Below are 24,899 nucleotides of genomic sequence, written 5' to 3'. Positions count from 1 at the left end.
AGTGTCCCGTCCGGGTAATCCGTTTATTTATTGTCAATAACACTCAGCTTTGCTCGCGCCACTGAAGTCATAATCGATTCTGCACTCTTGTGCCAGCGGAACGGCTTTGCCAGTTTCTCATTATGAGTTTGGATAAAGCGACGAATCGCCTTCTTAAGTTCGCCGACACTGGTAAAAATGCCACGGTACAAAGCGCGGCGTTCCAGTTGACCAAACCAGCCCTCCACGGCATTCAGCCAAGAGGCGCTGGTTGGTGTGAAGTGAAGCTTGAACCGGGGATGCTTTTCCAGCCAGGCCTTCACTTCTGGTGTTTTGTGAGTCGAGCTGTTGTCCAGAATCAGATGAAGGTCCTGCTCTTTCGGTGTTTCTCGATCAATTTGTCGCAGAAAATCGAGAAACTCTTTGGCGCGGTGGCGTTGTGTAATGCGCCCAATCACTTCGCCGTTCAGGATATTCAGGGCCGCGTATAAGCTGGTCGTCCCGTGCCTCTTGTAATCGTGGGTACGGCGCTCGATCTGGCCGGGTTTCAGTTGCAGCTTTGGTTGAGTGCGATCCAGTGCCTGGATCTGCGTTTTTTCGTCAACCGACAGCACCAGCGCGTTATCCGGCGGATTCAGGTACAGGCCAACGACATCGAAAACCTTCTCAGCAAAGTCCGGATCATTGCTTATTTTGAAGGTTTTCAGCCGGTGCGGTTTCAGGTCAGCGGCTTTCCAGATCTGATGCACTTGCCAGCGACTGACACCGGCATATTCGGCCATCAACCGGATGCTCCAGTGGGTAGATTCCTTGGGCACCTTTTTGACCGTGTCATCAAGAATTGCTTTAACCTTTTTCTGATCCAGCTTTCTGGGTTGTCCAGGTCTTGGTGCATCCCGAAGACCGCTCAGGCCCTGTTCGGTGTAACGATTACGCCACTTAAATACCGTGGCCGTCGTGGTTCCCAGTTGCTCCGCAACGACTTTGGGTGATTCACCGGCATTCAGGGCCAAAACGATTCGTGCTCGCAGAACAAGATTCTGACTCAGCGTGCTTGTTCGCAGCCAGCTTTCCAGCTCCAGTTGATCGTTTACCGTAAGATTAAAGGGTGCTGGTTTCCGGGCCAAAACAGAGTCTCCGAGCTCGTGAACAATAGCTCGAATTGTAGCACATTTTCGCTTAGGAATTAACCAGACGGAACACTAGGAAAGGAAATCGGGCCGCCATGGCACTCGCGAGCATGGGGTCTCGTTCTAGCCTTGCCACAACCGATAATAATGCATCAATAACTGTATTACCTGTAACGATAATACATGAATCATTTACTCCTTCAGCTAGCAGGTTGCGATTAGCTTGATCCGTCGGAGCAAAGTGAAACTTTGTCAATACTGAAGTCAGGCGCCTGTTCGCCTTCTCGGGCCACGGCGCAAGGACATTCCGAGTCCTCAATTCTGCTTCTACATGACCCTCCGGGATCCCTTCATAAAAGGCCCCAAGGGCAGCAGCGAATGAGGTTGTAGTATCTCCGTGCACAAGAACACATTCAGAACGGAATTCGTCTAAAACGGGCTTGAGCCCGCGAAGAATCCGAGCTGTAAGCTCAGAGAGTGACTGGCCTTTTTGCATCAAGTCCAGATCGAAATGCGGAGTAATTCCGAACAGATCCAGCGCCTAGTCGAGCATTTGCCGATGCTGAGCAGTGACACAAACTCGACTATCAAAGACGCCGGGATGCTCGGCTAGCTCTCGAACAACCGGCGCCATTTTGATGGCCTCGGGGCGCGTCCCGAAAACCGAAAGTATTCTGACTGTCATAACGTAACCTCTGTAGCGCCAAAAGCCAATCTCAAAGTCTTCTGCACCATCATGCGTGACGAATATGCATGGAAATCAACCTCTTGAGTCGCAGTAACCTCAGCGCAGCTGATCGCACGAAACCACTCCGCCTCATCGAATGAAGCAACCGGCACATCTATAAATTCTACAGGGACCTCGAGTCCGCTATAAGCTACGGTTTTTAACCCAGTCAGCTTCGCTTCCAACAGGGCAAAGGAAAAAGACTCCTTGACTGAAGGATGAACGTACAGGGTGTGCCGCCTTAGTTCCCGGATGACATCCCTCCTGCCGAGGCGACCGCAGAAAGATACGGGTAAATCGTGCTGCACAGCATAACGCTCCAAGTCTGGCCGGTCGGGGCCATCTCCTATGATGGTCAAACTGTAGCGCCCGTCTGAATCATGAAGAGTTTTGAACACCGTCAACAAAAAACTGAGATTCTTACGTGCTTCGAGACTTCCGCAAAAGACGAGGGACTTTGCAGGTTTGAGCAATTCATCACCTTTCTCAAATTCCGCAATATCCAGGCCCAAAGGAATCACAGAGATGCGAGGTATACGAGACGAGCCAACATGGCTCTTTTCCAAGAAATCCTTGTAAGAATCTGATACAGTAATTATCGGATGAGTGATGAAGTCTATTAACTTTTCTTCCGCCTTTATCAAAAGGTTCACCCTATCATTACTGATATCAATGGACTGTAAATTATCGCTCCAAACAGCGTGCAGTAAAGTTACGGACGGGATTCTCGAGTCCCACGCCAAATAAATGTCTTCAAAGATTCTAATATTGGCGTCACGATTAAAGAGCAGTCTATAAAAAAGTCGGGTCAATCGACCTTTATAATAGTAACCCATCGGTGGGCTAAAAAAATTGATCAGCCACCCAACGCAATGTGGCAAAAAACGAAGGACTAATGGTAGGGACTCCAGAGTAATCAAATCTACGTGCCAACCAGAACGTTGAAGCTCTGCACGCATAAGCTTGGCATGCATATATGCACCGCCCCCCCTGAATGCAAAACCGCCGTAATAAATGCGAGCCTTGTTTACTCCGATCATGAAAGACACTCAATATTAGTTTTCACCGAAAATTCCCAGAATCTTGAAATGCTCACGCAAGACATTCGATTCTGAAAATGGGCCAACAGCCTCATCCAAATCCTTTGTCGAGCTGGGCGCCGCAATAGCCTTTGAAATGGCAACAGCCATCGCGCTGGCATCGCCGACTGGAACCAAGTAGCCAATCTTCCCATCCCCAAGGACCTCCCTCGGGCCAGTGGGGCAGTCCGTGGAAACCGGTGTGCACCCACACATCATGGCCTCCACAAGCACGTTTGGGAGTCCCTCAACATAAGAAGAAAGAACAAAAACATCTGCATTCTTGAAATACTTAAGCGGATTAGCGACATAGCCGATCAACTTAACGAACTCTTGCAAGCCCAACTCTTCTACCAAGCCTAAAAGCTCTTGCTTAAGAGACCCGTCTCCAAGAAGCAACAATCGAGGTCGTACCGCAAGAGGAATAAGTGATATTGCGTAGATGAGGTCGGTAAAGCCCTTCCATTGCTCCAAGGCACCAGCAGCAACAACAATCGAGCCTGCTCCACCAAAATACCAAGGCTCTAATACGACTTCCATCATGCGATCCCGGGACTCTTCATCATCCACAATGTTGTAAACACAGCAATGGGACGTGCTAGGAAAAACTTGCCTGTATTGTTCGACCATGTCCTTAGAAACGCATGTCAAAGCGTTTGCACGCCTCATAACAACTCGCATAACACACTTGAGTAGCCATCCCTTGCTGAATAGCTTGTTTGAGTAGGTATCAAAAGGTGTAACTCGTGACGAACAACTGATCTTTGCCTTCGTTCCACTTAAAATCCCCGCCAGCAACACTATGGCGTTCAGGTGGTCGCCTGCCGTAAACACGACATCAGGCTTTCTCTCTTTGAAATAACGAATCAGCGGGAAGAGCATAAAAGCAACGCGCGGCTTACCGAGAACAATCGTCTTGAACCCTTGCGAAACTGGAGCCTTATTTCCGGAATTGATCATGCCGATTAAGAAGTCTACGTCGTGCCCTCTTGAAGCAAGCGCTCGCGAAAATCTCATTTGAGCCAATGGAACGCCGGACAGCGCATATCGGCCGGTCAAAACGCATAACCTCATACGCCGCCCCCCTGTGTCGGTGGGTATGGAGCTTCAATAATCTGGCTCAACCGATGACGTGCTGCCTCGTAGGAGTAGTTATTTTCGTAAATATCCCGTAGTGCGGATGAATCTTTCATGCAACTTAGCTGAGACTCATCTCTAATTGCAGCAATAAAATCATCTACAGTGCGACAGACTAAACCGACATCTGCAATGTGCGCCTCATAGCCGACAAACGCCTCCGCCGTACCTATGACTCGCCTACCGAACATCAAAGCCTCGGCGACCTTCGTCTTCATACCCGAGCCGTCGAATATCGGAGCAATTATAACATGTGCGCCGAGGTACCAAGGTACCAAGCTGTCAACGCTACCTACGACTTCAACATTGCCATTTCGCTCAAGTCTAGCTTTTAATGCTTCGAAGCCTTTACCGACGACATAGGTTTTGATTGCTGCCTTTGCTGCCACATTCGCTACAAACCACTCGATGCCCTGGCGATTGGCATAGAAAGTACCACCAACAAACAAGGCATACTTTTCTTTTGGCGGGACGCAGACAACCGAATGACCTGATGGCAACTTATCTTGTAGCGCCATTGGCGAGATGTGCGTCGCTCCCCTACCATAAAGCTTTTTGAGCAGAGAGCTATCGCGTTTATTTAGGCAGACAATCTTGTCGCTGTAATGTACAGCCTTTCTTTCTGCGAGATAGTTCGCAAGCAAAACTGCAAGCGCTTTCGGAGACTTAGTTTGCCTCACAGAACCCAGGAAAAATCTCACCTCCACATTATGAAAAAAGGTCGTGATCTCAACATTAGGAAACCTTTCCTTTACCGCTTTGACGAAGCCCCCAAGGTTAGAGCCATCCACAAATACTTTTTTAATATTATTATCGTGAACGACTTGCAATGCTACACCTATTGTATCTTTGGTCAAGCCATCAATGTAACCACGAAACGAATTAAAGTACGCCACGATCCCAGAGATCGAATTGGACGGTAGCTCATTAAGAAAAAATTGGTCGCCAAAAACAGAACGCAAGGCATCATGATTCAATTTGCATAAAAGCTCTCGGCCGCCTGAAGGAGATTTTTGTAATGAATTTGTTATAAGCAAAAGATTTTTACAGTCTATCATTCTAAGTGATTCGTTATCTATTTTGATTTTTAAACTTTTTTCATTAAATCCATTACTTATTGTCAGAAAACTTTGATCGCTAAAATTTCCAAAAATAGTAACTGATTTCGAGACAAGCTAAACCCCAGACTACCAAAGGATCCGATTGCGTAGGTCGCACAAATCAATCTTGCGCAACCTCAATACCAATGCCACAAACACAATACTGCGCGCGAGCTGCACCCGCGTCAAATCGCACGGCACCGAGGGCGGCAGCACACCAAACCGTGCAAAAAGGGATAGCATGGTATTTGCGTGTTCTAGTTTGTGATTACGGATCGTGCCGTGAGGGTTATCGCGATATGCGATGAGCGGATCAACGACCAGGAAAATGGTGACATCCTGAAAGAAAATAAATGGCAGAAGCTGCAAGCCTTCGTAAAAAGCCCGCTCCGCTGGGAACGGGTTTGCGAGGATAATCTTGCGTGTAAAGATACGAGAAGGAGGAAACCACTTCCCCACCCCGAAGATCTCGCTGCTGATCGCATCCATCTTGTCAAGACCATCTGGGGGCCTGTGGCAGGCAATCAGATGTTGTCCGCTCAGATTATCTTCTAGAACCCGCAGCACATTGAACTGCACGATATCAGGGGCGCTATCTGACAGAATAGCGAGGATGCGCGCAATACAGCCCGGAAGGATAAAATCATCGCTATCGAGAAATGCGATGTAGGTGCCGCGTGCTGCCTGAATCCACGTATTGCGCGCCGCCCCCGGGCCCGCATTTTCTGTGCAGATCAACATGAGCTGGCCACTGTGCAGTGCATCAGAAAAGTTTCGCCGAACCTGGTCGACGCTGTTATCGGTCGAGCCGTCATCGACAAGTACAACCTCGCAGTCTGATGTAATCTGACCAAACACAGAACGTATGCAGGCAGAAAATCTGCGCCATTATAGTTGGGAATCACAAAAGATAGTTTGTAAATCCTGTTTGCAACCATATCACCGGATAACATCACGAATGAAACTCTGAATTCCGTTAAAGTGTAAATATTGACCGGTCAAAAGCATATAGCTAGCATATAACTTGCGTTTAAGCCAGTTAAAACCAACTAAATTCTGGCGCGAGTGGATGGCTCTGCGTTCACGTGCTAACAGCATCTTTGCACGCTGAGTCGCGCAGAGGTCGGATCGGCACTTCAGATCTTTGTCAATCTTGACAACAGCATTTTTAAGACCAGTATTTATTGCCAGGCGATCTGTGTAATCATAGGCAGGTGCTGTATTCGCTTGATCCCGAATAACGTCCAAGCGAGTTAGCTTCTTACCGCTATTGACAACCCAGCTCGAAGTATTCTTGTCGTGCCTCCGAATGTACTGCAACGTCTGCTTTAAGACTATCCGTCTAGCCGGAAGTATTGATGCAACTTTATGGAGCCAAGTATCGTGTGCCGAGATACCTGAAGGAATCGGGAGCACATACTTCAACAGATCTCGCCGTACTGCACTTAGTGCACCTGTGGAGATGTTTTCCGCGGTGCCATATCCTCTTTGAATCTGTGTCATCTTCGTTTGACCTGACGGGCCAAGCTGCCCATCTGTTAGCTCTCCATCATGAATCACGATCCAGCACTTTGGATTTTGATGGAATACTCGTACGATGCTTTCGATCTTGCTGGGGAACCATTTGTCATCTTGGTCAGAAAGAAAAATTATATCTCCGGTGCACAGAGATATTGCCTTTGCAAAATTTTGGACATGACCGAGATTATTTTCATTATTTATTAATATTATCTCAAAAGGAGCCATACCTCTGAAATCTGAGATTATCTCAACAGTTTCATCTGTAGATGCATCGTCACAGATAATTAACTCATCAGGAATGACGCTTTGCGCAGCATAACTTTCAAGTTGTTCTTTTATATTTCTCGCACCGTTATAAGTTGCAAGAGCTATCGATATACGCATTTTATTTTATTAATCCTAAGAGGTATTTTGTTTCTGAGGAAAGTGCTTTTATTTGAGAAAAAAAACCTTTTTCAAAAAAACATATTATAAAATACCAAAAGTTTTCATGGTAAATCTTTCGACATTCCGCTATTTTTATTTCAGAATCAATAACGCGTATAACTTTTTTAAGATTCAGATTCTTAGTTTTGACGACATCAGATCTACGCTGACGCAATGTTGCAATCCGATGACTGTGAGCCGCAACTCGTTTTTCCTTTCTTGAGCCAAATTTTCTATTAGACCCAGAAGATATTCCTATATTTTTTCTGTAGGTCACAAGCGGTTTTTCAATGTAAAAAATTCCATTTAGCAAAGCCGCCCTAAATCCAAAAATTAAATCTTCATATGTGTCCTTTTCATTTATTTTTCCAAAAAAAGCGTTAAGAGACTTTCTTATTGCCCCAGTTGCCCCAATATAAATACCTGTGGATATTGAAGCTTTCTGAAGGTCATCTAATTTTTCGCTAACAGGAGGAAATCTTACTCCTAAAGTGCGTCCAGATTGATCAATTTCCAAAACTGACGAATGGACAAGTTGACAAAATGGCTGCTCTCCAAATTTTTTAGCAATTAATGTTGTTCTTTCTGGGCGAGAAATATCATCGCCAGCAGCTAGCACGACTATGTCGGCTGATGCTTCAGTAATGACGACATTGACGTGATCAATCAAGCCATAGTTTCGCTCATTTCGTCGTACTCTCAACTCATGCGGCCCATCATAATGCGCCGCCATCTCCTTCATAATCTCAAACGTTCGATCCGTCGAACAATCATCAGAAAGAATAATCTCCAACGGCTCATAAGTCTGCGCCAACGCTCCCTCAATTGCCTCCCGAATATACTGTTCCTGGTTATAGGCAAACAGCGCAAACGTCACTAACGGCCGTTCCTGTGACTTTTCCTGCGTCATCCTGCACTCCTGATAGGCCAGCCGAGCCTGGCGTATAATTCATAACCTTTACTTGCCAAACGCCCTTGAGGGCCGGTTTTCTGCAATACAATACGTAAACCGACCACGCCAGTCACAACAGCGATTAATGGCGAAACGATAAATCCGGTAACTGGAACGGTTAGGGATATTGCCAGCAGGCCCGCAGAGAGCAACACGTGCAAGCCAAACAGTTTCAGCGAGAGCGATTGCCAGCGAAAGCCTCGCAGATGCCTTACCAGCAAGTAGACCGTAAGAAAATAAGCCATGTAACCGAGCAGAAACGCCACCCCGGTCATTTCAAGACCAACGATGGGTAACAGGAACCAGATCAGCACCAGAAAGACCGCGTTAAAGCTGAGTTCCATAAAGAAGTAGATCCGGGCATGTGCACCGGCTACAATCGCAAAACTCATGGCCCAACTGGCCACCTTGAACGCGTTACCCACGGTCTGCCACTGAAGCAGCGTCGCCGCCGGCCCGAAGTCACTGGCATACAAAAGGGTGATCAGCCAGGGCGCCCAACCAATCATCAGCAACAGCACGGGGCCACCAATGGCGAGACCCAGCTGGGCCTGATCGTTCATGAGTCCGTTGGCGGCCTGACGATCGTGAATCACTTCGGTCAGTCGCGGATAATAATCAGCGCCCATGGCACCGAGCAGGAAGCCGACGTAAATCATGGTAATGCCCCAGGCGGCGGCAAAGTGGCCGGCGGCATCCAGACCCAGTTCGCGAGTAACGATAGCCCGCACCAGTAACAAGGTGGCAGTTGTCGCGAGACCTCCCGCCATGAAGGCGGCGCCAAGGCGTGCCATCGGCTTCCAGGTTTCCCAGATTTTCTTCAGTCCCATCGGTGGGCGGTCAGCCCGCTGTGGCAGCTTGCGGACATAGAACAAGGCCGCCAGCAGGTTTGCCAAAGGCTGCACCACAAGGAACCAGATAAGCCCTGACCTGCCAAGCCACCAGATCGCCAGCAAACCGAACAGCGTTGACACTAACGCACCGATAACCGTTACCCGGCCCAGGTCACCAATTCTGCGCAGGCCCTGGAGCAGCGTGGTGTAGGCCGTCGCCAGCAGCATTAACAGGACGGCAATGCCCACCAAACCGATCTCAGTGGACAGCGTGGGATCATCCGTCAACCATATAGCCAGGGGCTGACGAAACACCCAGACCGCAATCATGGCGAACGTGCCTTGCACCAGATGGGCGGCCAGAAGAACACGGCTGACCCGGTTCAGCGTCTGCGCATCGCCTTTAGCACCCGCGATCTGGCGAACGCCACTGGAGCCAATCCCCAGGCCAGCCGCATTACCCACCATCTGCTGCAGGTTGTTGTAGATGCCGAGCAGACCAACACCCGCCGGCCCCAAAAACACCGCCACCACCTTCATTCGGATGATGGAAATGAGGATATTGACCACCTGAGCTGAGCCGATTACCAGCATGGAGCGGATCAGGCCGCGGGAGTTTGAAGGAGCAGAACTACTCATTCCGGGCTTTCTGAGGCATTGTTTACCTCATTTAAATTGGCCATCTTTACGTCATGCTCCGCAAAAGCGGCCAATACGCCCTTTTGAATGAGCTCTTTTGACAGTCTCGCCCCTGCCACACTGAGATGATCGTCGTCGATATACAACACTTCTTCGTTATCAATAACTTTCAACAACCAACCACCCTCATCTTTAGAGGAACGGATATAAATTGGACCCGGTTCAACCAAACGACAATTCGATTCGCATCGATCTACAATGCTTTTAACTGTGATTTTAGCTTCTTGATAATGTTCAGAATCCACAAGATCAAGCCACACATCCCCACGCTCATCATTTTGCACACCGAGGTAGGACAAATATTGCGGAGCATTTCGATCACCGATTTCGAGTCTTGGTGGAGCACCAATGAACAGGATCTGAGCACCACTTTTCAAAATTTCAGATATTACGTCCTCACTCTCCTTGATATGAGATTCTCGCCAAGCGGCTGAAATAATTACCAGCTCTGGCTTTCGTTCTCTGATCACACGAAGCCGGGCTTGCTTAAAATCTGTCAACTGTTCAGAGGTAAACAGGAGCCCCCTCTGAGCATCTGGCTGCACGGGAATATTGAAAAAAGCTGGAGTACCGTCAGCGGTCATAAATGATACTGTTTTACCTATCTCGTGCATTATTTCGTCTATTACTGGAGCCCACTGCAATCCATGTGAATCACCCAGAACAAAAACCTCGATTTTATCCGAGCCGCTATACTCAAGAACAATTCCCTTCTCCAAATAGGCTCCAGCATATGTATCTTCGGCCGCCGGTGTTTTTTGCAGTACTTCTATGCCTTTCATACGCTCGTCAACACCTTCAGACGAGGCACCTCTCGGATTTACACGGTACAGATTACCCGCCCACTGCGTTGGCTTAAAGTTGGCCAGATTCTCTTGGTAGTCAAAGTTCTGAGCACCAAGAGCTAGCCCTGCCAGAAATAAAGTGGCAAAGCCAACTTTTGATGCGGCTGACTTGGCTCGTCGCAATGGGGTCTCGACAAACCGATAGGAAATCCAAGCAAAAAGAAAAATCAAAAAAAACAACAAAACTGGCGAAATTTCAGAGCTATACCTCGTCTCGATTGCCTTACCATAAACAACAACGGGATAATGCCATAAATACAACGAATAGGAGATCAATCCTATCCAAAGTAAAGCTTGGTTGGTGAGGCGAAGCTTTGAGAACAAATTCTGGGTACTGGAATAAACAATAAGTGAAGCGCCAGCTACTGCGACAACGTTCCAAAGACTAAGAGAATCCGGCATTGCAAATATGTAGGCGGCTGCAACGAAAACCAGACCTAAGAAAGACAACGCATTGGCCGCTTTTGTTCTTAACGCAGCAGGCGAAACAAGAGCTGCAGTTGCCCCGGCCGCCAACTCCCATGCACGGGTAGGTAGTAGATAGAATGTCGCTGATGGATAGTTCAAAAGACCGTATGCAAATCCGCCAAGGCTAATCAACAAGACTCCCAATATAAGCAAAACAGGAATGTTCCCGAATAACCGAAAAACCATGAGCAGAAACAGCGGATAGAAAAGATAAAACTGCTCTTCCACCCCGAGCGACCATGTGTGCAGTAGAGGAGAGTCATTAGCCTCTGCACCCCAGTATCCACCATAACTGAGCCAGTGTGAAATATTAGAAACCGATAACAATGCAGCCCATGAATTAGTAGCCAAGTCGTTCCGTTCGGGAGCGAAAAGCAGAATTTGCCCAATCAGGAAAGTAACAACAACCATCGTCATTAACGCGGGCAGAATTCGTAAAATCCGCCTACGCCAAAACCCGAGTAAATCTATTCCGCCCTGCTGCAGCTCACCCTGAAGCAATCGTGTGATGAGATAGCCCGAGATAACAAAGAATACATCGACTCCCAGAAAACCGCCTGGAATCAGGTCGCTGTCCAAATGAAAAAGAACAACAGGAAGAACAGCGAAGGCTCTCAATACATCGATATCTGGTCTATAGCCGATCTTGTTACTCACCGCGCAATATCCTCGATGAGACCCACAATGTATTTAAGTGAATCACCGTCAATCAGAGGACCCGTTGGTAAGCTGAGTACTTGTTCGTGAATTTTTTCAGTTAGCGGAAATCGCAAGCTTCTCCACTCGCTGTAAGCCGATTGTTGGTGGGGAGCGATGGGATAATGAATCAACGTCTGCACACCCTGCTCTGCCAGATGCTTCTGTAAGGCATCGCGCTGCTCGCATCGCACAACAAACAGGTGCCAAACATGGCTTTTACGTTTGCCCACAGAGGGCAACTGGATGCTAGGGTTATCGATGCGTGCAAGGTAATACTCAGCCACTTTCCGACGGCTCTGGATTTCTTCATCCAAGTGGCGCAGTTTGATTCTGAGCATAGCGGCCTGCATCTCATCCAACCTGCTGTTGACGCCCTGATAAAGGTTTTCGTATTTCTTGTGGCTGCCGTAATTGCCCAGCGCCCGGATGGTTCTGGCCAGGTCTTCATCATCGGTCGTTACGGCACCCGCATCGCCCAGTGCGCCGAGGTTTTTGCCCGGGTAGAAGCTGAACCCGGCGGCGTGGCCCCAGCTGCCGGCTTTGCGGCCGTCTATGCAGGCCCCATGTGCCTGGGCGGCGTCTTCCAGCACCAACAGACCGTGTTTATCAGCCAGTTTCATCAGCTCTGGCATCGGAGAGATCTGGCCGTAGAGGTGAACGGCCACGATGGCTTTGGTGTTTGGGGTGATGGCTGCTGCGGTTTTTTCAGGGCACAGGTTGAAAGTGGCCTCGTCCGGTTCAACCAGTACCGGTTTCAACCGGTTTTCGGTGATGGCCAGTATGCTGGCGATGTAGGTATTGGCTGGCACGATGACTTCGTCTCCCTCCTTCAGCTTGCCCATTTCTTTCCAGGCTCTGAGAGTGAGAGTGAGCGCATCCAGGCCGTTGGCTACGCCAATGCAGTGTTTGCTGCCACAATAGTCGGCGAACTCTTGCTCAAAGGCTTTTACTTCGATGCCTTGGATGTACCAGCCGGAGTCAATTACTCGGGTGGCGGCGGCTACGAGTTCTTCGCGGTATTTGGCGTTAATTGCCTTTAAGTCTAAGAAGGGAACCATTATTCAACGTACCTGATAATGCGGGCCGGATTACCAACAACAACAGCCTTGGGAGGGACATCTTCGGTGACAACCGCTCCGGCTCCTACCATTGCTTCTTTGCCGATGGTGATACCGGGAAGGATGGTTGCGTTTGCGCCGATGCTAGCGTTTTTACAGATCCGTATCCCAGAGAATTCCTCCAGATATTGTTTTGAACGGGGGTAGGGATCGTTTGTAAACGTCGCATTTGGACCAATGAAAACATCGTCCTCCACGCGGGTCCCGTCCCAAAGCTGAACGCCAGATTTCACGGTGACTCTATCGCCAATAACCACATCACCTTCAATTAGTGTCTGGGCGCAAATGTTGCAGTCCTGGCCGATTTTTGCACCTGTGAGAATGACCACAAATTGCCAGACCTTTGTGCCCTCGCCTATGGTGCATTCGGCAACGTCAGCAAGCGGATGGATGAAGCTCACTCGCTCACCTGCTTCAGGAAATCGTCGTAATCCCGAATATAGTCGGACTCGTCATAATGCTCACTGGCGAGCACGAGCAAAACACAGTCTTCATTGAAATCGTGCATTTCCCTCCAGACCAGATCTTCAATCACCAAACCCTTGGTTGGGCAATCCAGCCACACTTCTTCCCGGTTTGAGCCGTCATCCAGCACCATGCGGCACTTGCCCGCCACACAGATTGCAACCTGCTTCAGATTTTTATGAGCGTGGTATCCACGGCTTACACCTTGCTCGGTGTGATAGATGTAATACACGCGCTTAATGTCGAACGGGACGGCTTTTTCCATGCCGATTTCAACGGCGACCAGACTGCCACGTTCGTCGCCCAGGCTTTGGAAGTCGATCCATTTTATCAGGCTCATAGGCTTTCACCTTCCTGGCCGTACTTTTCTGCTTGGGCGAAGGAAACGGCTTGCTTGTCTTTTTCGGATACGAGTGGTTCGGCGCTGTAATCCAGCGGCCAGTCTATCGCGAGCTCTTCGTCTGCCCAATGAATGGAGCGCTCGTGCTCAGGCGCGTAGGTATCTGTGCATTTGTACTGAAAATCCGCCGTATCACTGGTTACCAGAAAACCATGAGCAAATCCGGGTGGCACCCACAACATTCGGTTGTTGTCTTCCGAGAGATACTCCCCTACCCACTGGCCAAAGGTGGGTGAATTGGTGCGCAGGTCTACAGCCACGTCGAACACTTCACCACGGGTTACCCGCACCAGTTTGCCCTGAGGTTGCTTGATCTGATAATGCAAGCCACGCAGGGTATTTTTGACGGAGCGGCTGTGGTTGTCCTGTACGAAGGTGGCGTCGATTCCGGCTTCACGAAAAGCTTTTTCGTTCCAGGTTTCCATGAAGAAGCCGCGCTCGTCGCCGAATACTTTGGGCTCGATGAGTTTTACGTCCGGGATTCTGGTTTCAGTGATTTTCATGGCGTCTGCTTTTGTTTATCGGGCTTTGGTAACGAGTTTTTTCAGGTAGGCGCCGTAGCTGTTCTTCTTCAGGTTTTCCGCTTCGGCCAGCAGCTGTTCCTCGCCAATGAAGCCCATGCGAAAGGCGATTTCTTCCAGGCAAGCAATTTTCAGGCCCTGGCGTTTTTCCAGGGTTTCGATAAAGCCGCTGGCTTCGTGCAGAGAATCAAAGGTGCCCGTGTCCAGCCAGGCAAAGCCCCGGCCCAGCAGTTCTACGTTCAGGTCGCCCCGTTCCAGGTAGGCCTGGTTAACACTGGTGATTTCCAGCTCGCCTCGCTCTGAGGGTTTTACCTGCTTGGCGATTTCAACGACGTCGTTGTCGTAGAAATAAAGGCCGGTTACCGCGTAGTCGGATTTTGGCGTGGCGGGTTTTTCTTCGATGGAGACGGCGCGATGGTTTTCATCAAACTCTACTACACCGAAGCGTTCCGGGTCGGTTACCTGGTAGCCGAACACGGTGGCGCCTCTGTCGCGTTTGGCGGCGGTTTGGAGCATCTTGCTCAGGCCTTGGCCGTAGTAGATGTTGTCGCCCAGGACCAGGCACACACTATCGCTGCCAATGAATTCTGCACCGATGAGGAAAGCCTGGGCCAGGCCGTCTGGGCTGGGTTGTTGGGCGTAGCTGAGGTTGATGCCCCATTGGCTGCCGTCACCCAGCAGGCGCTGGAAGCCTTGTTGGTCTTCCGGGGTGGTGATTACGAGGATGTCCCGGATGCCCGCCAGCATGAGTACGGAGAGCGGGTAGTAGATCATGGGTTTGTCGTACACCGGGAGGAGCTGTTTGGAGATGCCTCGGGTGATGGGGTATAAGCGGGTGCCGGAGCCGCCGGCCAGGATAATCCCTTTCATTTACTTCTCCAGATACTCGTTCAATGTCAGCGCCAGTTGGCTTTGCCAATCCGGGAGCTGGATGTCCAGGGCGGTTTCGAGTTTGGTGGTGTCCATTCTTGAATTCAGCGGCCGTGTGGCTGGCGTGGGATAGTCACTGGTTGGAATGGAGTTGGCTGTTGTGGTTTTGCCTGCCTGGTGGAAGATTTCTTTGGCAAAGCCTTGCCAGCTGGTTTCGCCTGCCGGGGCCAGATGGTAGAGGCCGCTTGGGATATTGCTGTGGACCGCCAGGATGGTGATTTGGGCGATGAGGCGTGCGGATGTTGGCGCGCCGATCTGGTCTGCCACGATGTTGAGTTCGGTTTTACTCTCGGCCAGGCGCAGCATGGTTTTCATGAAGTTATTGCCCCTGGCACTGAAGACCCAGCTGGTGCGGAAGATCAGGTGTTCGCAGGCGCTTTGCTGGATGGCTTGGTCGCCTTCGAGCTTGGTTTGGCCGTAGACGCTGAGCGGGGCTGTGGAGCTGCTTTCCTGCCAGGGTGTTACGCCGGTGCCGGGGTAGACGTAATCGCTGCTGTAGTGCACCAGCAAGGTGCCCTGCGCTGCGCTGTATTGGGCCAGTTGTGCTGGTAAGCCGGCGTTGAGTCGCTGGGCTTCTGGTTGCTGCTGTTCGGCGGCGTCTACGGCTGTGTAGGCGGCGGCGTTTACGATCATGTCTGGGTGATGGTGTTCCAGGTAAACAGCTACGGCTAGTTCGCTGGTTAAATCCAGCTCTTCCCTGCCCGGGGCGGTTATTTTGCCCAGCGGGGAGAGGGATCTTTGCAGCTCGAAACCTACTTGGCCGGTTTTTCCCAGGAGTAGAATATTCATTCGCCTGCCCCCAGGCGCTCGCGCTTATAGCTGCCGTCTTGCACTCGTTGGCACCAGTCGAGGTTGTCTAGGTACCACTGTACGGTTTTGCGGATGCCGGTTTCGAAGGTTTCCTGTGGCACCCAGCCCAGTTCTCTCTGGATTTTGCTGGCGTCTATCGCGTAGCGCCTGTCGTGCCCGGGGCGGTCTTTTACGGTGGTGATCAGGTCTCGGTAGCGAGCCTCCTGTGGGCGCAGTTCCTGGAGGATGTCGCACAGGATTTGCACTACCTCGATGTTCTGTTTTTCGTTGTGGCCACCGATGTTGTAGGTTTCACCGGGTTTGCCTTGGGTGGCGACCTGGTAAAGGGCTCTTGCATGGTCTTCTACGTAAAGCCAGTCGCGGATCTGGTCGCCTTTGCCGTAGACCGGTAGCGGTTTGCCATCTAACGCGTTGAGGATCATCAGCGGGATGAGCTTTTCCGGGAAGTGGTAGGGGCCGTAATTGTTGCTGCAGTTAGTGATCAGTGTAGGCAAGCCATAGGTGCGGCGCCAGGCGCGTACCAGGTGGTCGGAGCTGGCTTTGCTGGCTGAATAGGGGCTGCTGGGGGCGTAGGCTGTTTGTTCGGTAAACAGGTGTTCTTCAGCGTTTGCCGCTTCATCCGGATGTGGGAGGTCGCCGTAAACTTCGTCTGTGCTGATGTGGTGGAAGCGGAAGTTGGCTTTTTTATCGCCTTCCAGAGCCTGCCAGTATTGGCGGGTGGCTTCCAGCAGGGTGTAGGTGCCGACGATGTTGGTTTCAATGAACTCGGCAGGGCCGTCGATTGAACGGTCTACGTGGCTTTCGGCGGCCAGGTGCATGATGGCGTCTGGTTGGTGTTGGGCCAGTACGCGGTCTACTTCGGCGCGGTTGCAGATGTCTACTTGTTCGAAGGTGTAGCGTTGGCTGTCGCTGACCTTAGCCAGGCTTTCGAGGTTGCCGGCGTAGGTGAGTTTGTCGAGGTTGACCACCTCATCGTGAGTGTTGGTGATGATGTGGCGGATGACGGCGGAGCCTATGAAGCCGGCACCGCCGGTTACTAAGAGTTTCATTGTGGTGCTTTGCTCAGGCTTTGTTGATGGTTGGCGGTTTGGCACTGAAAAAGAAAGAGCGGATCAACACGATCAGCACGCCCAGCAACGCACCCGCCATGGTGGCTACCATGGCAATCAGACGGCGCTTGGGCTCACTCGGCACTTCAGGGGTGACAGCGGGATCGATAGTTTTGAACACGTACTCGGGGCTTGAATGCGCCAACATCACCTTGCGAGTCTCTGATTCGATGAGTTGGAAAAATACCTGTTGCATGCCGGCGATGCTGGTTTCCTGAATCTTGTTCTCCAGGTAGCGAATGCTGCGCTCAGCTTCGTCTACATCCAGCTTTCGCATATGATTGTTGATGTCTTGTACCAGGTTATAAACTATTTCCTGCGCAAACTCCGGCGACTCATGCTGAAACGACACCGTCAACATGCCGGTGTTTTTGTTGGACGCAACCCCCAGCAGCCCCCGAGTACGGTTAACCAAGTTCCAATTGGATGGCGCCACGCTCAGCCATTGCTCGGTCTCAACGCTGTAACGCTCTGGGTCGTATTCCAGCGCCTTGGTTCCAGGATTCCAACGCTCCACCGCCGCCAGTTGCGGGGCGTAATTGTGGCGCTCGATAAAGTCCCCAAGAAAAGCGCGGCTTTTGAGCACCTCCTGGGCAATCACGGACTGGTTGGAGCTTCCACCGCCAAGGTTCACGCCGGCAAGGCTGGCCAAGCCCTGAAGCCCGCCCCCGCCAGTTCTCGTCTCTCCGCCGTCTTTGGGCGCAAGTGTGGCCTGCGCCTGATAAATGTCTGGTTGCAGCTTGGCGTAAACCACGCCGGCCACCGCGCAAACAACGGTCAAGCCAATGATCAGCCACTTGCCTCGCCACAAATCGGCAAATATGGCTCTTAAATCGATCTCGTCGTCTGGGTAGATTGATTCGGTGGTGGTCATCAGTTCTGGAAGCTCCTCACCGCGGAGGCGCCAAGGGCGACCTGGTAGATGATCTGGCTGACGTCTTTCGCCAGTTCCAGGCTACTGAGCTGTGACAGATTGAGCGGCACCACGATGGTGTCACCCGGCTCGAGGGGATTTGAAGACCCGAACCAGCGGCTCTGATTGGGCACGGTCACTGAACCATCGGCTTTGATCACATAGATTCTCTGCTCATCCGCCTGATAGGCCAAACCGCCACTGCGGTTGATGTAATCCTGCGCACTCAGGTTGCCATCGTGCAGGTGGCTGGTGGCGAACTGCACTTCCCCCATCACGCTGACGGACTGGGAGATCTCGGGAATCACCAGAGTGTCGCCATCCTGTAACCGCACGTCGCGGCTGTTGTCTCCCTTTAGCAGAGCCGGCAAGTCAATTACCAGCCGGCCAACGGCCTGGGCGTTCGCTACCTCATCCAGCACACGCACCACGGTTTCATCGTCGCCTTCCACGGTGTCGACTTCTCCGGGAGATTGCGGGCCACTGATGGCAAGATCCCGGCGTAATCTGCGTTGTGCTTCGTCGAGCCGGCGTTGTTCCTGCTCACGCAGACTTTCGCGGGTAAACACGGCGCCCTTTGCGTAGGCGAACTCACTCAAGCCGCCCGCCCGCTCAATCACTTGAGACAGAGTTTCGCCCCGGCGGAGCGTGTAGGTGCCGGGGAAGGTTACTTCACCCTCCAGCACGACGGTTTGCTGAAGGTTCAGGTCCGGAATCTGCTTGATATGAATCCGATCGGCCGCCAGTAATTCCAGGTTTTGATCAGCCGGGTTTTTCAATTCCAGCTTCACCAGCTGGCTTTCCGATCGGGTGGCCGTTAAACGCTGGCGGATCAACTCTGCTTCCGATTGATAAGAGGCGTTAGTCAGGCCGCCCGCATAGGTGAGCAGGTCTTTGACCGACGTCCCCGGCAGCAATGGGTAACTGCCGGGATGTCGCACTGCACCGGTTACGCTGACCACCGGCGCCTGTTGGCCAGGGAGCAAGTTCTGTTGTAACTCCTCCAGCACCGGTTCCAGCAGATTGGTTCTCTCTGTGTTTCGGTTGAACAGCAGAATACTGTCCCGCTCTTTCAGGATGGGGTCTGCTTCCGATCCGGGCTGGGCCAATACGTCTCTGGGGGTGAAACGACGAAGGCTGGCATCAAAGTTCTCGCCGGTGCGGCTGACAATGATTGCAAATTCCAGATCTGCTTCTTCGGCCAAGTGATCGTCACGATTATTGAGGAATGCAGACAACCGCATGCCCTGCTCCCACTGATATTCACCTGCAATCGGAGCGTCACCGAGAATTTCAATCACACCACGTAAGCGGTCGTAAATTTCGCCGACACGCAAGCTGTCACCGTTGGTCAACCTGACGTTTTTGCTGTTGTTAAAGTCAAAATCCAATAAGGTGCGGTTGCTGTCGGGTTTCAACCTCGAAACCTGGATTTTACTGGGGTCGGCTTTCGATCTCAGCCCACCAGCAAATTTAATGGCGTCTTCGAGTGTGTTATTTGGACGCAGTTCATAGACCGCAGGACGGACCACCGCACCACTGACCGCGACTCGCTGCTTGGCGGTGGGGATGAAGATCACATCGCCGGACTTCAGTTGCAGATCCGCGCGACGGTCTCCGGCCAGCATCAAGTCGTAGAGATCGAACTGGCTGATCGTTTCGCCGTTGCGAATGAGCTGAATGTTTCGCAAGCTACCGCTGATTTTGACACCGCCGCTCACGCTGAGTGCATGACTCAGATTGGAAAAAGCACTGACGGAATACACACCCGGATTTCGGGATTCACCGGTCAGAAATACGCTGATACTGCGAAGCTCTCCGAGGGATACGAAGCTCTTTACACCAATAAAGCGTTCCCGAACAAAATCTTGCAAATAATTGCGCAACTCTTCAAGGGATTTGCCATGCACGTTCACAGGGCCGATCTGCGGTATTTCGATGGTGCCTGAGCGGCTCACTATCAGGCTGAGATCCTGATTTTCCTGCCCGGTGAGTAGCACACGAATCTCATCACCAGGACCGACACGGTACCCCACGGGCACGGCCACATCGCCCGATGAAATAAATGACTCTGGCTCACCCGCGAACATTTCATACCCAAAAGGCAATACAGCTTCGCTCGCGAGTTCGCTGGCCGCCCGCCACGTTTCATATTCTTCTTTCAGAATTTTCTGAGCGGTTTTTTCTTTTTCGGTCTGCCCTTCACCCTCGCCGTCCTGCGCTCCGCTGCCCAAGGGTGCGACGCCCGGCTGTCTACCTTCCTTCCGCGAACGCTCCTGTTCTTGCGCCTGAGAGCGATCGGCACTGCCCCCCGACTGGCTGCTTTGAGCCTGCTGATACTGCTGGATCAACTGCTGCCGTTGGCTCTCTGGCAGCGCATCCAGCTGCCGCTGCTGATCTGGCGTGAGTGTCAACGCATTGGCTTGCTGGAAGGTGATAAACACCAGAGCAAGAATCAGGGTTTTCAGGTAGGGGCGAATCACAGTAATGCCTTTTCCGGGATGCTTATATGAGTCATTGACGGTTCAGCGGCCTGTTTTGGCGGCGGCGATCAGTAACGGTATGTCCAGCGTGCACTGGCCGAGATCTGGTCTTTTTTTCCGCTAACGTATTCGATTTCTTTGTCGGTGGCCTGCAGGCTGAGATCGAGCCAGCCGCTGAACGCCTGCGTACCATAGCCCAACTGCATGATGGCCACATTCTGATTACGGGCAGGTACGGTGTAAAAAATGTCATCCGTGGGGACAATCACGCGGCTGCGGCCGTCTTTATTGAGCTCGGCGTAACTTGCTTTGGCGGTGAGATTGCTGCCATCACCGAAAAAGTGATAGGCGCCCAGCGTCAGCGCTTCGGCGTCGCCGTCAAAACTGGTGGCCATATTGCGGCCATTGTAGCGATAGCCGGAACGATACTGAAAGTGCTCATAACTGATGTTGGGCCGGGCATTGCCCAAGAAGTCATCGGCGAGGGTGTTGGTGTATTCCAGAAACCACTGCTGATCTCCGTCGAGCAACTGGCTGGTCCAGTCAGTACCGAACTGCCAGGATTTACGGGCAGGAAAAGCGCCGGCTTCGTCTTCACCCATCATTTCCGCATACACCCCCATGGATTGCTGGCCGACGCTAAAGCCGTAGCGGACATCGACGCTGCCGAGCTGATTGCCGGGGTCGTTATCGGCACCGTCCTGGCTGTTGTCACGACCAATGAGGGCATCCGCAATGGTAGAGGCGCTCTCGGATCGCCCCTCGCCGCCCACCATGATGGCGCGGGACAGGCCGATATCAAGACCGGCCACCGGGCGAAAACTAAAGCGCATGCCGATCAGTTTTGCCCGCGGCACCGCACGATCGTTTTCATATTGACCCACCAGCAGAGTCGCATTCCAGGGTCCGAGCCACTCCAGCCAGGGCGTTTCAGGGGCGGCGGTGTCGTTGCGGGTGATCCAGACCGAGGGCACGGGCCGTGCGTTGTTGGAGAGGATCAGGCTGGATTGCCAGCCCGGGCCCCACCAGCGATCAATGGTGCCAGCGCCAAATACCCAGTTACCGGTGGTAGCCGCCAGATAAGACCCATCCGGACGGACCTCTTCGTTGTCATCCGGGTCTTTCGCGTAAGTGGGCTTGAGGCCGAAGGCCCAGGTGCTGCCTTGCCATTGCAGGTTGACCGATGCGCCCGCTTTCGCCAAGGCGTTGGTTTCGAATCCGGTAAAGGCGGGAATTTCAGATTGGGCATTCAGGCTCAGTTCTGTGCGCAACCCCGGCGCGGCCTGCTGTTCTCGCTCGAACCTTAGATAGGCGCTGGCCATGCCCACCGATGGCAGGTCGCTGCTGGTCAGATTCCCCGTGCCGCTTTCCAGCGCGCTCCAGTTGATGGGCCAGGTGGTCACAGGACGGTTGAGGTGACCCCGGTCGGACAATTTTTGTACCGCAAACCGGGCCCGGACATCGCCCGGCTCAAGCCAGGGAGCAGCGTGTAGCGCGGAGGCATGAATAGCGGCGATCAGGCACGCTACCGCCCCACCGACCAGGGTCCAGCGTTTTGAGGTCATAAACGTTCAGTCTGTAGTTGGCAGGGAAGCAGGCACGGAGGGAGAAGCATTCCCCCGACTGTATCCTTGTCAGGATTATTACGTATGTGTAAGACAACGACCGATTCTACGTTATCGTATAATACAAACAAGTTAAAATTAGACGATACAAGCCCATTAATCGGCCTGTTTTGCAAAACCTTGTCATACGATTGCATCTGCAACTATCTTCCCTTGATAGCGCCAACCGACACGCTGATTGCCTGCTGCTTTTGCATGAACTGAATCAATACAATCGCGCGCTCCTCGCCGTCGTAAGCTTTGAAAATAGCGTCGATGCCCTGAAACGGCCCGTCGCTGAGTTCAACGGGCTGCCCCGGCTTGATGCCTCCCACGTCTGCCACCGCATGCAGACTGTCTTCGATGTGTTGGATTACCTCATCCCCGATGGCGGCCGGCTTGCCCGCAAATCCCACCACTCGCAGCACGCCCCGCGTGGATCGCAGCTTGGCCCACATGGGGTCGGTTTGTTCCAGATGGACGAAAAGGTACCCCGGAAACAGCGCCTCCAATTTTTTGGAGCGCTTGCCCGCTTTGATTTTTTCCACGGTGATTTTGGGGTAGAAGCAGGTGATGCCCTGGTTCTGCAGGTTGTCCAGCGCACGATCGCCTTGGGCGGGTTTGTGTTGCAGTGCGTACCAAGTCATGCAGCTTACCTTCCGTGGGCGATAAAAAAGGGATTGAGCAGGTCTTCCTTGCCGTAGGTTAGCGGCGCTCCGTCAAGCGTTTCCACGCGCCCGCCGGCGGCAACCAACACCGCGTGGGCGGCGGCGGTGTCCCATTCGCAGGTAGGTCCCAGGCGGGGGTACACGTCGGCACGGCCTTCGGCGATGCGGCAGAATTTCAGGGAACTGCCGGCCTGCACCAGCTTATGCTCGCCCAGCGTTTCGATGAACGCCCGGGTACCGTCATTCAAATGGTTTTTACTGGCCACTACCCGCTTGACGGTATGGGGTTGTGCCCCATCCATGCGGTGCACTTTGCCCGCCCGGTCACGCTTGTGAGCGCCCTCACCTTTCACCCCCCAGAACGCCTCTTTCAACGCCGGTGCGGTAACCACGCCCAGCACGGGCTCGCCATTTTCAATCAGCGCAATGTTCACCGTGAACTCGCCAGAGCGCTGGGTAAATTCCCGAGTGCCATCGATGGGGTCAATCAGCCAGAAGGTTTGCCAGTGTTGCCGCTCTTCCCAGGGAATGGTCGCGCCCTCTTCCGAGAGAATCGGAGTATCCGGCGTTAGCGCCCGCAGCCCAAGCACGATCACATCGTGGCTGGCGACATCCGCCGCGGTGATGGGGGATTTGTCGTCCTTGTACTGAACCTTGAAGTCCGATTGATAGATGTGAAGTACCCGCTCGCCGGCCTCGTCGGCAATGTGGATCACGGCGGGCAAAAGGGTGCTGTGGTGCATCGGCAGAGTCCTGCTGGTAAAAGAGTATTTAGTCTAACGGAGAGCAGTGGGCAGTGTCAGGCTCGGGTATGGAATCAGGCGCCGCGATCTCTTCGTTAACCGACCCACATCAATTCCACCTTCCGGGCTTTGAGCTACGCTATGGAGAGTTCGCACTGAAAGGAATCAACCATGAAACTACGCTTCCTCGGCGGCGCCGGCACGGTAACCGGTTCTCGCTACCTGCTATCAGATGACAAGCACCGTTTACTGGTGGACTGCGGCATGTACCAGGGCGTGAAAAACCTGCGTAAACGGAATTGGGCACCATTCCCAGTGGATCCGTCGACGATTGACGCGGTGGTGCTTACCCACGCTCACATTGACCACAGCGGCTACCTGCCTGCCCTGGTGAAGAACGGGTTCAAAGGCAAGATCTACTGCACGAAAGCCACCCATGCGCTGTGCAAGGTACTGCTGCCAGATGCCGGATTCCTGCAGGAGGAAGATGCAAAATACGCCTTCCGCAAAAAATTCTCCAAACACGAGCATCCAGAACCGCTGTTCACCGAGAAAGATGCGTGGGAGGCACTCAAACACTTCGAGTCTCTGCACTACCACGAGGCCTTTGAGCCGGTGAAAGGCATAAAAGTGACGTTCACACCCGCCGGCCACATTCTGGGGTCTTCCTGCGTACACGTGACGGACAAGGCCAGTGACCGAACCGTGGTGTTCAGCGGCGATGTCGGCCGGCAGGATGACGTCATCATGCGGCCACCCGAGCCGATCGCTAAAGCGGACGTGCTGATTTGTGAGTCCACCTACGGAGACCGTGCCCATGCCGTCACCGATCCGGAGGAAGAGCTGGCGCAAATCATCACCAAAACCGCCGGCCGAGGCGGCATCGTGCTGATGCCCGCCTTTGCCGTGGGCCGCGCGCAGATGCTGCTGTACCTGATTCACAAGATTATGGGCCAGCAACGCATACCCAAGTTGCCGGTGTACCTGAACAGCCCGATGGCCATCAAAGCGACCGAAATCTTCTGCAACCATCATAAAGAGCACAAACTCAGCGCCGCCGAATGCGAAATGATCGATGACCAGACTCATTTCGTCCGCACCGTTGAGGAATCCATTGAGCTGGATTCCGCGCGTTATCCCTGTGTGATTATTTCCGCCAGCGGCATGGCCAGCGGCGGGCGGGTACTTCACCACCTCAAGACATTACTACCCAATCCCAGGAACAGCGTGGTGTTTGCGGGCTTTCAGGCGCCGGGTACTCGCGGGGATGCCTTGGTGAATGGAGCGGAATCCGTGAAGATCCACGGGGAGTACTGGCCGGTGAAAGCCGAGATCTACAACCTGGATTCGTTGTCTGCTCATGGGGATTACAATGAGATTCTTGAGTGGCTGGGGCAAGGTTCACTGAAGCCGGACAAGGCTTATGTGACGCATGGGGAGATGGTGGCTAGTGACGTGATGCGTAAGCGGATTGCGGAGCGGTTTGGGTGGGAGGTTGAGGTGGCGGAGTTGTTTGATGAGGTGGAGGTTTAGCACCAGA

The 24,899-nt window shown here is 52.5% G+C and carries 23 protein-coding genes; 1 reads left to right on the top strand and 22 read right to left on the bottom strand.

Annotated features, from left to right (window positions below; translation table 11 throughout):
- Positions 1-23: 23 nt before the first annotated feature.
- From MLC70_RS08630 to cysQ, 22 genes are all read right to left on the bottom strand, one after another.
- A complete protein-coding gene (locus tag MLC70_RS08630) occupies positions 24-1,106 on the bottom strand; it encodes an IS630 family transposase (RefSeq protein WP_094625391.1) in 1,083 nt (360 codons plus the stop codon).
- Positions 1,107-1,158: 52 nt separating this feature from the next.
- The gene (locus MLC70_RS08625) at positions 1,159-1,632 is read right to left on the bottom strand and encodes a UDP-N-acetylglucosamine 2-epimerase (protein ID WP_345799542.1); all 474 of its coding nucleotides are present in this window, start codon (positions 1,630-1,632) and stop codon (positions 1,159-1,161) included.
- A gap of 158 nt (positions 1,633-1,790) precedes the next feature.
- Positions 1,791-2,876: a glycosyltransferase family 4 protein gene (locus MLC70_RS08620; protein WP_248183035.1), complete on the bottom strand. Its 1,086-nt coding sequence runs from the start codon at positions 2,874-2,876 to the stop codon at positions 1,791-1,793.
- A gap of 15 nt (positions 2,877-2,891) precedes the next feature.
- Positions 2,892-3,974 carry a glycosyltransferase gene (locus MLC70_RS08615; RefSeq protein WP_248183033.1) on the bottom strand — a complete coding sequence of 361 codons (1,083 nt, stop codon included), beginning with the start codon at positions 3,972-3,974 and terminating at the stop codon, positions 2,892-2,894.
- 11 nt (positions 3,975-3,985) lie between these two features.
- Positions 3,986-5,110: a glycosyltransferase family 4 protein gene (locus tag MLC70_RS08610; protein WP_248183031.1), complete on the bottom strand. Its 1,125-nt coding sequence runs from the start codon at positions 5,108-5,110 to the stop codon at positions 3,986-3,988.
- A 129-nt stretch (positions 5,111-5,239) separates the two neighbouring features.
- A complete protein-coding gene (locus MLC70_RS08605) occupies positions 5,240-6,019 on the bottom strand; it encodes a glycosyltransferase family 2 protein (RefSeq protein WP_345799541.1) in 780 nt (259 codons plus the stop codon).
- 72 nt (positions 6,020-6,091) lie between these two features.
- Positions 6,092-7,057, bottom strand: coding sequence for a glycosyltransferase (locus MLC70_RS08600; protein WP_248183028.1), 966 nt, complete (start codon positions 7,055-7,057; stop codon positions 6,092-6,094).
- A 1-nt stretch (position 7,058) separates the two neighbouring features.
- Positions 7,059-8,009 (bottom strand): glycosyltransferase, encoded by a 951-nt coding sequence (locus MLC70_RS08595; RefSeq protein ID WP_248183026.1) that lies wholly within the window; start codon positions 8,007-8,009, stop codon positions 7,059-7,061.
- On the bottom strand, positions 8,006-9,523 hold the full coding sequence (locus MLC70_RS08590) for an O-antigen translocase (RefSeq protein ID WP_248183024.1): 1,518 nt from the start codon (positions 9,521-9,523) through the stop codon (positions 8,006-8,008). The genes MLC70_RS08595 and MLC70_RS08590 overlap by 4 nt, the downstream gene beginning before the upstream one ends.
- Positions 9,520-11,553, bottom strand: a complete 2,034-nt coding sequence (locus MLC70_RS18655) for an acyltransferase family protein (protein WP_248183022.1) — start codon at positions 11,551-11,553, stop codon at positions 9,520-9,522. The genes MLC70_RS08590 and MLC70_RS18655 overlap by 4 nt, the downstream gene beginning before the upstream one ends.
- Positions 11,550-12,653 carry a DegT/DnrJ/EryC1/StrS family aminotransferase gene (locus tag MLC70_RS08580; RefSeq protein ID WP_248183021.1) on the bottom strand — a complete coding sequence of 368 codons (1,104 nt, stop codon included), beginning with the start codon at positions 12,651-12,653 and terminating at the stop codon, positions 11,550-11,552. The genes MLC70_RS18655 and MLC70_RS08580 overlap by 4 nt, the downstream gene beginning before the upstream one ends.
- Positions 12,653-13,114, bottom strand: a complete 462-nt coding sequence (locus MLC70_RS18650; protein WP_248183018.1) for an acyltransferase — start codon at positions 13,112-13,114, stop codon at positions 12,653-12,655. The genes MLC70_RS08580 and MLC70_RS18650 overlap by 1 nt, the downstream gene beginning before the upstream one ends.
- Positions 13,111-13,518, bottom strand: coding sequence for a sugar 3,4-ketoisomerase (locus MLC70_RS08570; RefSeq protein ID WP_248183017.1), 408 nt, complete (start codon positions 13,516-13,518; stop codon positions 13,111-13,113). Before MLC70_RS08570 ends, MLC70_RS18650 begins: the two co-directional genes overlap by 4 nt.
- On the bottom strand, positions 13,515-14,081 hold the full coding sequence (gene rfbC / locus MLC70_RS08565) for a dTDP-4-dehydrorhamnose 3,5-epimerase (RefSeq protein WP_248183015.1): 567 nt from the start codon (positions 14,079-14,081) through the stop codon (positions 13,515-13,517). The genes MLC70_RS08570 and rfbC overlap by 4 nt, the downstream gene beginning before the upstream one ends.
- Before the next feature lie 15 nt (positions 14,082-14,096).
- Entirely contained in the window at positions 14,097-14,969 is an 873-nt protein-coding gene (rfbA, locus tag MLC70_RS08560) for a glucose-1-phosphate thymidylyltransferase RfbA (RefSeq protein ID WP_248183014.1), read from the bottom strand.
- Positions 14,970-15,818 (bottom strand): dTDP-4-dehydrorhamnose reductase, encoded by an 849-nt coding sequence (gene rfbD, locus MLC70_RS08555; protein ID WP_248183013.1) that lies wholly within the window; start codon positions 15,816-15,818, stop codon positions 14,970-14,972.
- Entirely contained in the window at positions 15,815-16,888 is a 1,074-nt protein-coding gene (rfbB, locus tag MLC70_RS08550) for a dTDP-glucose 4,6-dehydratase (RefSeq protein ID WP_248183012.1), read from the bottom strand. The genes rfbD and rfbB overlap by 4 nt, the downstream gene beginning before the upstream one ends.
- 13 nt (positions 16,889-16,901) lie before the next feature.
- The gene (locus tag MLC70_RS08545; RefSeq protein ID WP_248183011.1) at positions 16,902-17,822 is read right to left on the bottom strand and encodes a Wzz/FepE/Etk N-terminal domain-containing protein; all 921 of its coding nucleotides are present in this window, start codon (positions 17,820-17,822) and stop codon (positions 16,902-16,904) included.
- Positions 17,822-20,344 (bottom strand): SLBB domain-containing protein, encoded by a 2,523-nt coding sequence (locus MLC70_RS08540; protein ID WP_248183009.1) that lies wholly within the window; start codon positions 20,342-20,344, stop codon positions 17,822-17,824. Before MLC70_RS08540 ends, MLC70_RS08545 begins: the two co-directional genes overlap by 1 nt.
- 68 nt (positions 20,345-20,412) lie before the next feature.
- The gene (locus MLC70_RS08535) at positions 20,413-21,909 is read right to left on the bottom strand and encodes a capsule assembly Wzi family protein (RefSeq protein WP_248183007.1); all 1,497 of its coding nucleotides are present in this window, start codon (positions 21,907-21,909) and stop codon (positions 20,413-20,415) included.
- 203 nt (positions 21,910-22,112) lie between these two features.
- Positions 22,113-22,595, bottom strand: a complete 483-nt coding sequence (rfaH, locus tag MLC70_RS08530) for a transcription/translation regulatory transformer protein RfaH (RefSeq protein ID WP_248183006.1) — start codon at positions 22,593-22,595, stop codon at positions 22,113-22,115.
- A gap of 5 nt (positions 22,596-22,600) precedes the next feature.
- The gene (cysQ, locus tag MLC70_RS08525) at positions 22,601-23,359 is read right to left on the bottom strand and encodes a 3'(2'),5'-bisphosphate nucleotidase CysQ (RefSeq protein WP_248183005.1); all 759 of its coding nucleotides are present in this window, start codon (positions 23,357-23,359) and stop codon (positions 22,601-22,603) included.
- A 171-nt stretch (positions 23,360-23,530) separates the two neighbouring features.
- Here cysQ and MLC70_RS08520 point away from each other — a divergent pair, with 171 nt between their 5' ends.
- A complete protein-coding gene (locus tag MLC70_RS08520) occupies positions 23,531-24,892 on the top strand; it encodes an MBL fold metallo-hydrolase (protein WP_248183004.1) in 1,362 nt (453 codons plus the stop codon).
- The last annotated feature ends 7 nt before the right edge of the window (positions 24,893-24,899 follow it).

Source organism: Marinobacter goseongensis (assembly GCF_023156235.1).
Classification (GTDB): domain Bacteria; phylum Pseudomonadota; class Gammaproteobacteria; order Pseudomonadales; family Oleiphilaceae; genus Marinobacter; species Marinobacter goseongensis.
The sequence above is the reverse complement of the archived record's forward strand: the minus strand, read 5'-3'. Positions and strand labels throughout refer to the sequence as shown.

Excerpts from the sequence above, each read along its gene's own strand:
- MLC70_RS08620 (WP_248183035.1), bottom strand. The coding sequence starts at position 2,876 with ATGATCGGAGTAAACAAGGCTCGCATTTATTACGGCGGTTTTGCATTC.
- MLC70_RS08610 (WP_248183031.1), bottom strand. The coding sequence starts at position 5,110 with ATGATAGACTGTAAAAATCTTTTGCTTATAACAAATTCATTACAAAAA.
- MLC70_RS08600 (WP_248183028.1), bottom strand. The coding sequence starts at position 7,057 with ATGCGTATATCGATAGCTCTTGCAACTTATAACGGTGCGAGAAATATA.
- MLC70_RS08595 (WP_248183026.1), bottom strand. The coding sequence starts at position 8,009 with ATGACGCAGGAAAAGTCACAGGAACGGCCGTTAGTGACGTTTGCGCTG.
- MLC70_RS08590 (WP_248183024.1), bottom strand. The coding sequence starts at position 9,523 with ATGAGTAGTTCTGCTCCTTCAAACTCCCGCGGCCTGATCCGCTCCATG.
- MLC70_RS08580 (WP_248183021.1), bottom strand. The coding sequence starts at position 12,653 with ATGGTTCCCTTCTTAGACTTAAAGGCAATTAACGCCAAATACCGCGAA.
- MLC70_RS08570 (WP_248183017.1), bottom strand. The coding sequence starts at position 13,518 with ATGAGCCTGATAAAATGGATCGACTTCCAAAGCCTGGGCGACGAACGT.
- rfbC (WP_248183015.1), bottom strand. The coding sequence starts at position 14,081 with ATGAAAATCACTGAAACCAGAATCCCGGACGTAAAACTCATCGAGCCC.
- rfbA (WP_248183014.1), bottom strand. The coding sequence starts at position 14,969 with ATGAAAGGGATTATCCTGGCCGGCGGCTCCGGCACCCGCTTATACCCC.
- rfbD (WP_248183013.1), bottom strand. The coding sequence starts at position 15,818 with ATGAATATTCTACTCCTGGGAAAAACCGGCCAAGTAGGTTTCGAGCTG.
- rfbB (WP_248183012.1), bottom strand. The coding sequence starts at position 16,888 with ATGAAACTCTTAGTAACCGGCGGTGCCGGCTTCATAGGCTCCGCCGTC.
- MLC70_RS08545 (WP_248183011.1), bottom strand. The coding sequence starts at position 17,822 with ATGACCACCACCGAATCAATCTACCCAGACGACGAGATCGATTTAAGA.
- MLC70_RS08535 (WP_248183007.1), bottom strand. The coding sequence starts at position 21,909 with ATGACCTCAAAACGCTGGACCCTGGTCGGTGGGGCGGTAGCGTGCCTG.
- rfaH (WP_248183006.1), bottom strand. The coding sequence starts at position 22,595 with ATGACTTGGTACGCACTGCAACACAAACCCGCCCAAGGCGATCGTGCG.
- cysQ (WP_248183005.1), bottom strand. The coding sequence starts at position 23,359 with ATGCACCACAGCACCCTTTTGCCCGCCGTGATCCACATTGCCGACGAG.
- MLC70_RS08520 (WP_248183004.1), top strand. The coding sequence starts at position 23,531 with ATGAAACTACGCTTCCTCGGCGGCGCCGGCACGGTAACCGGTTCTCGC.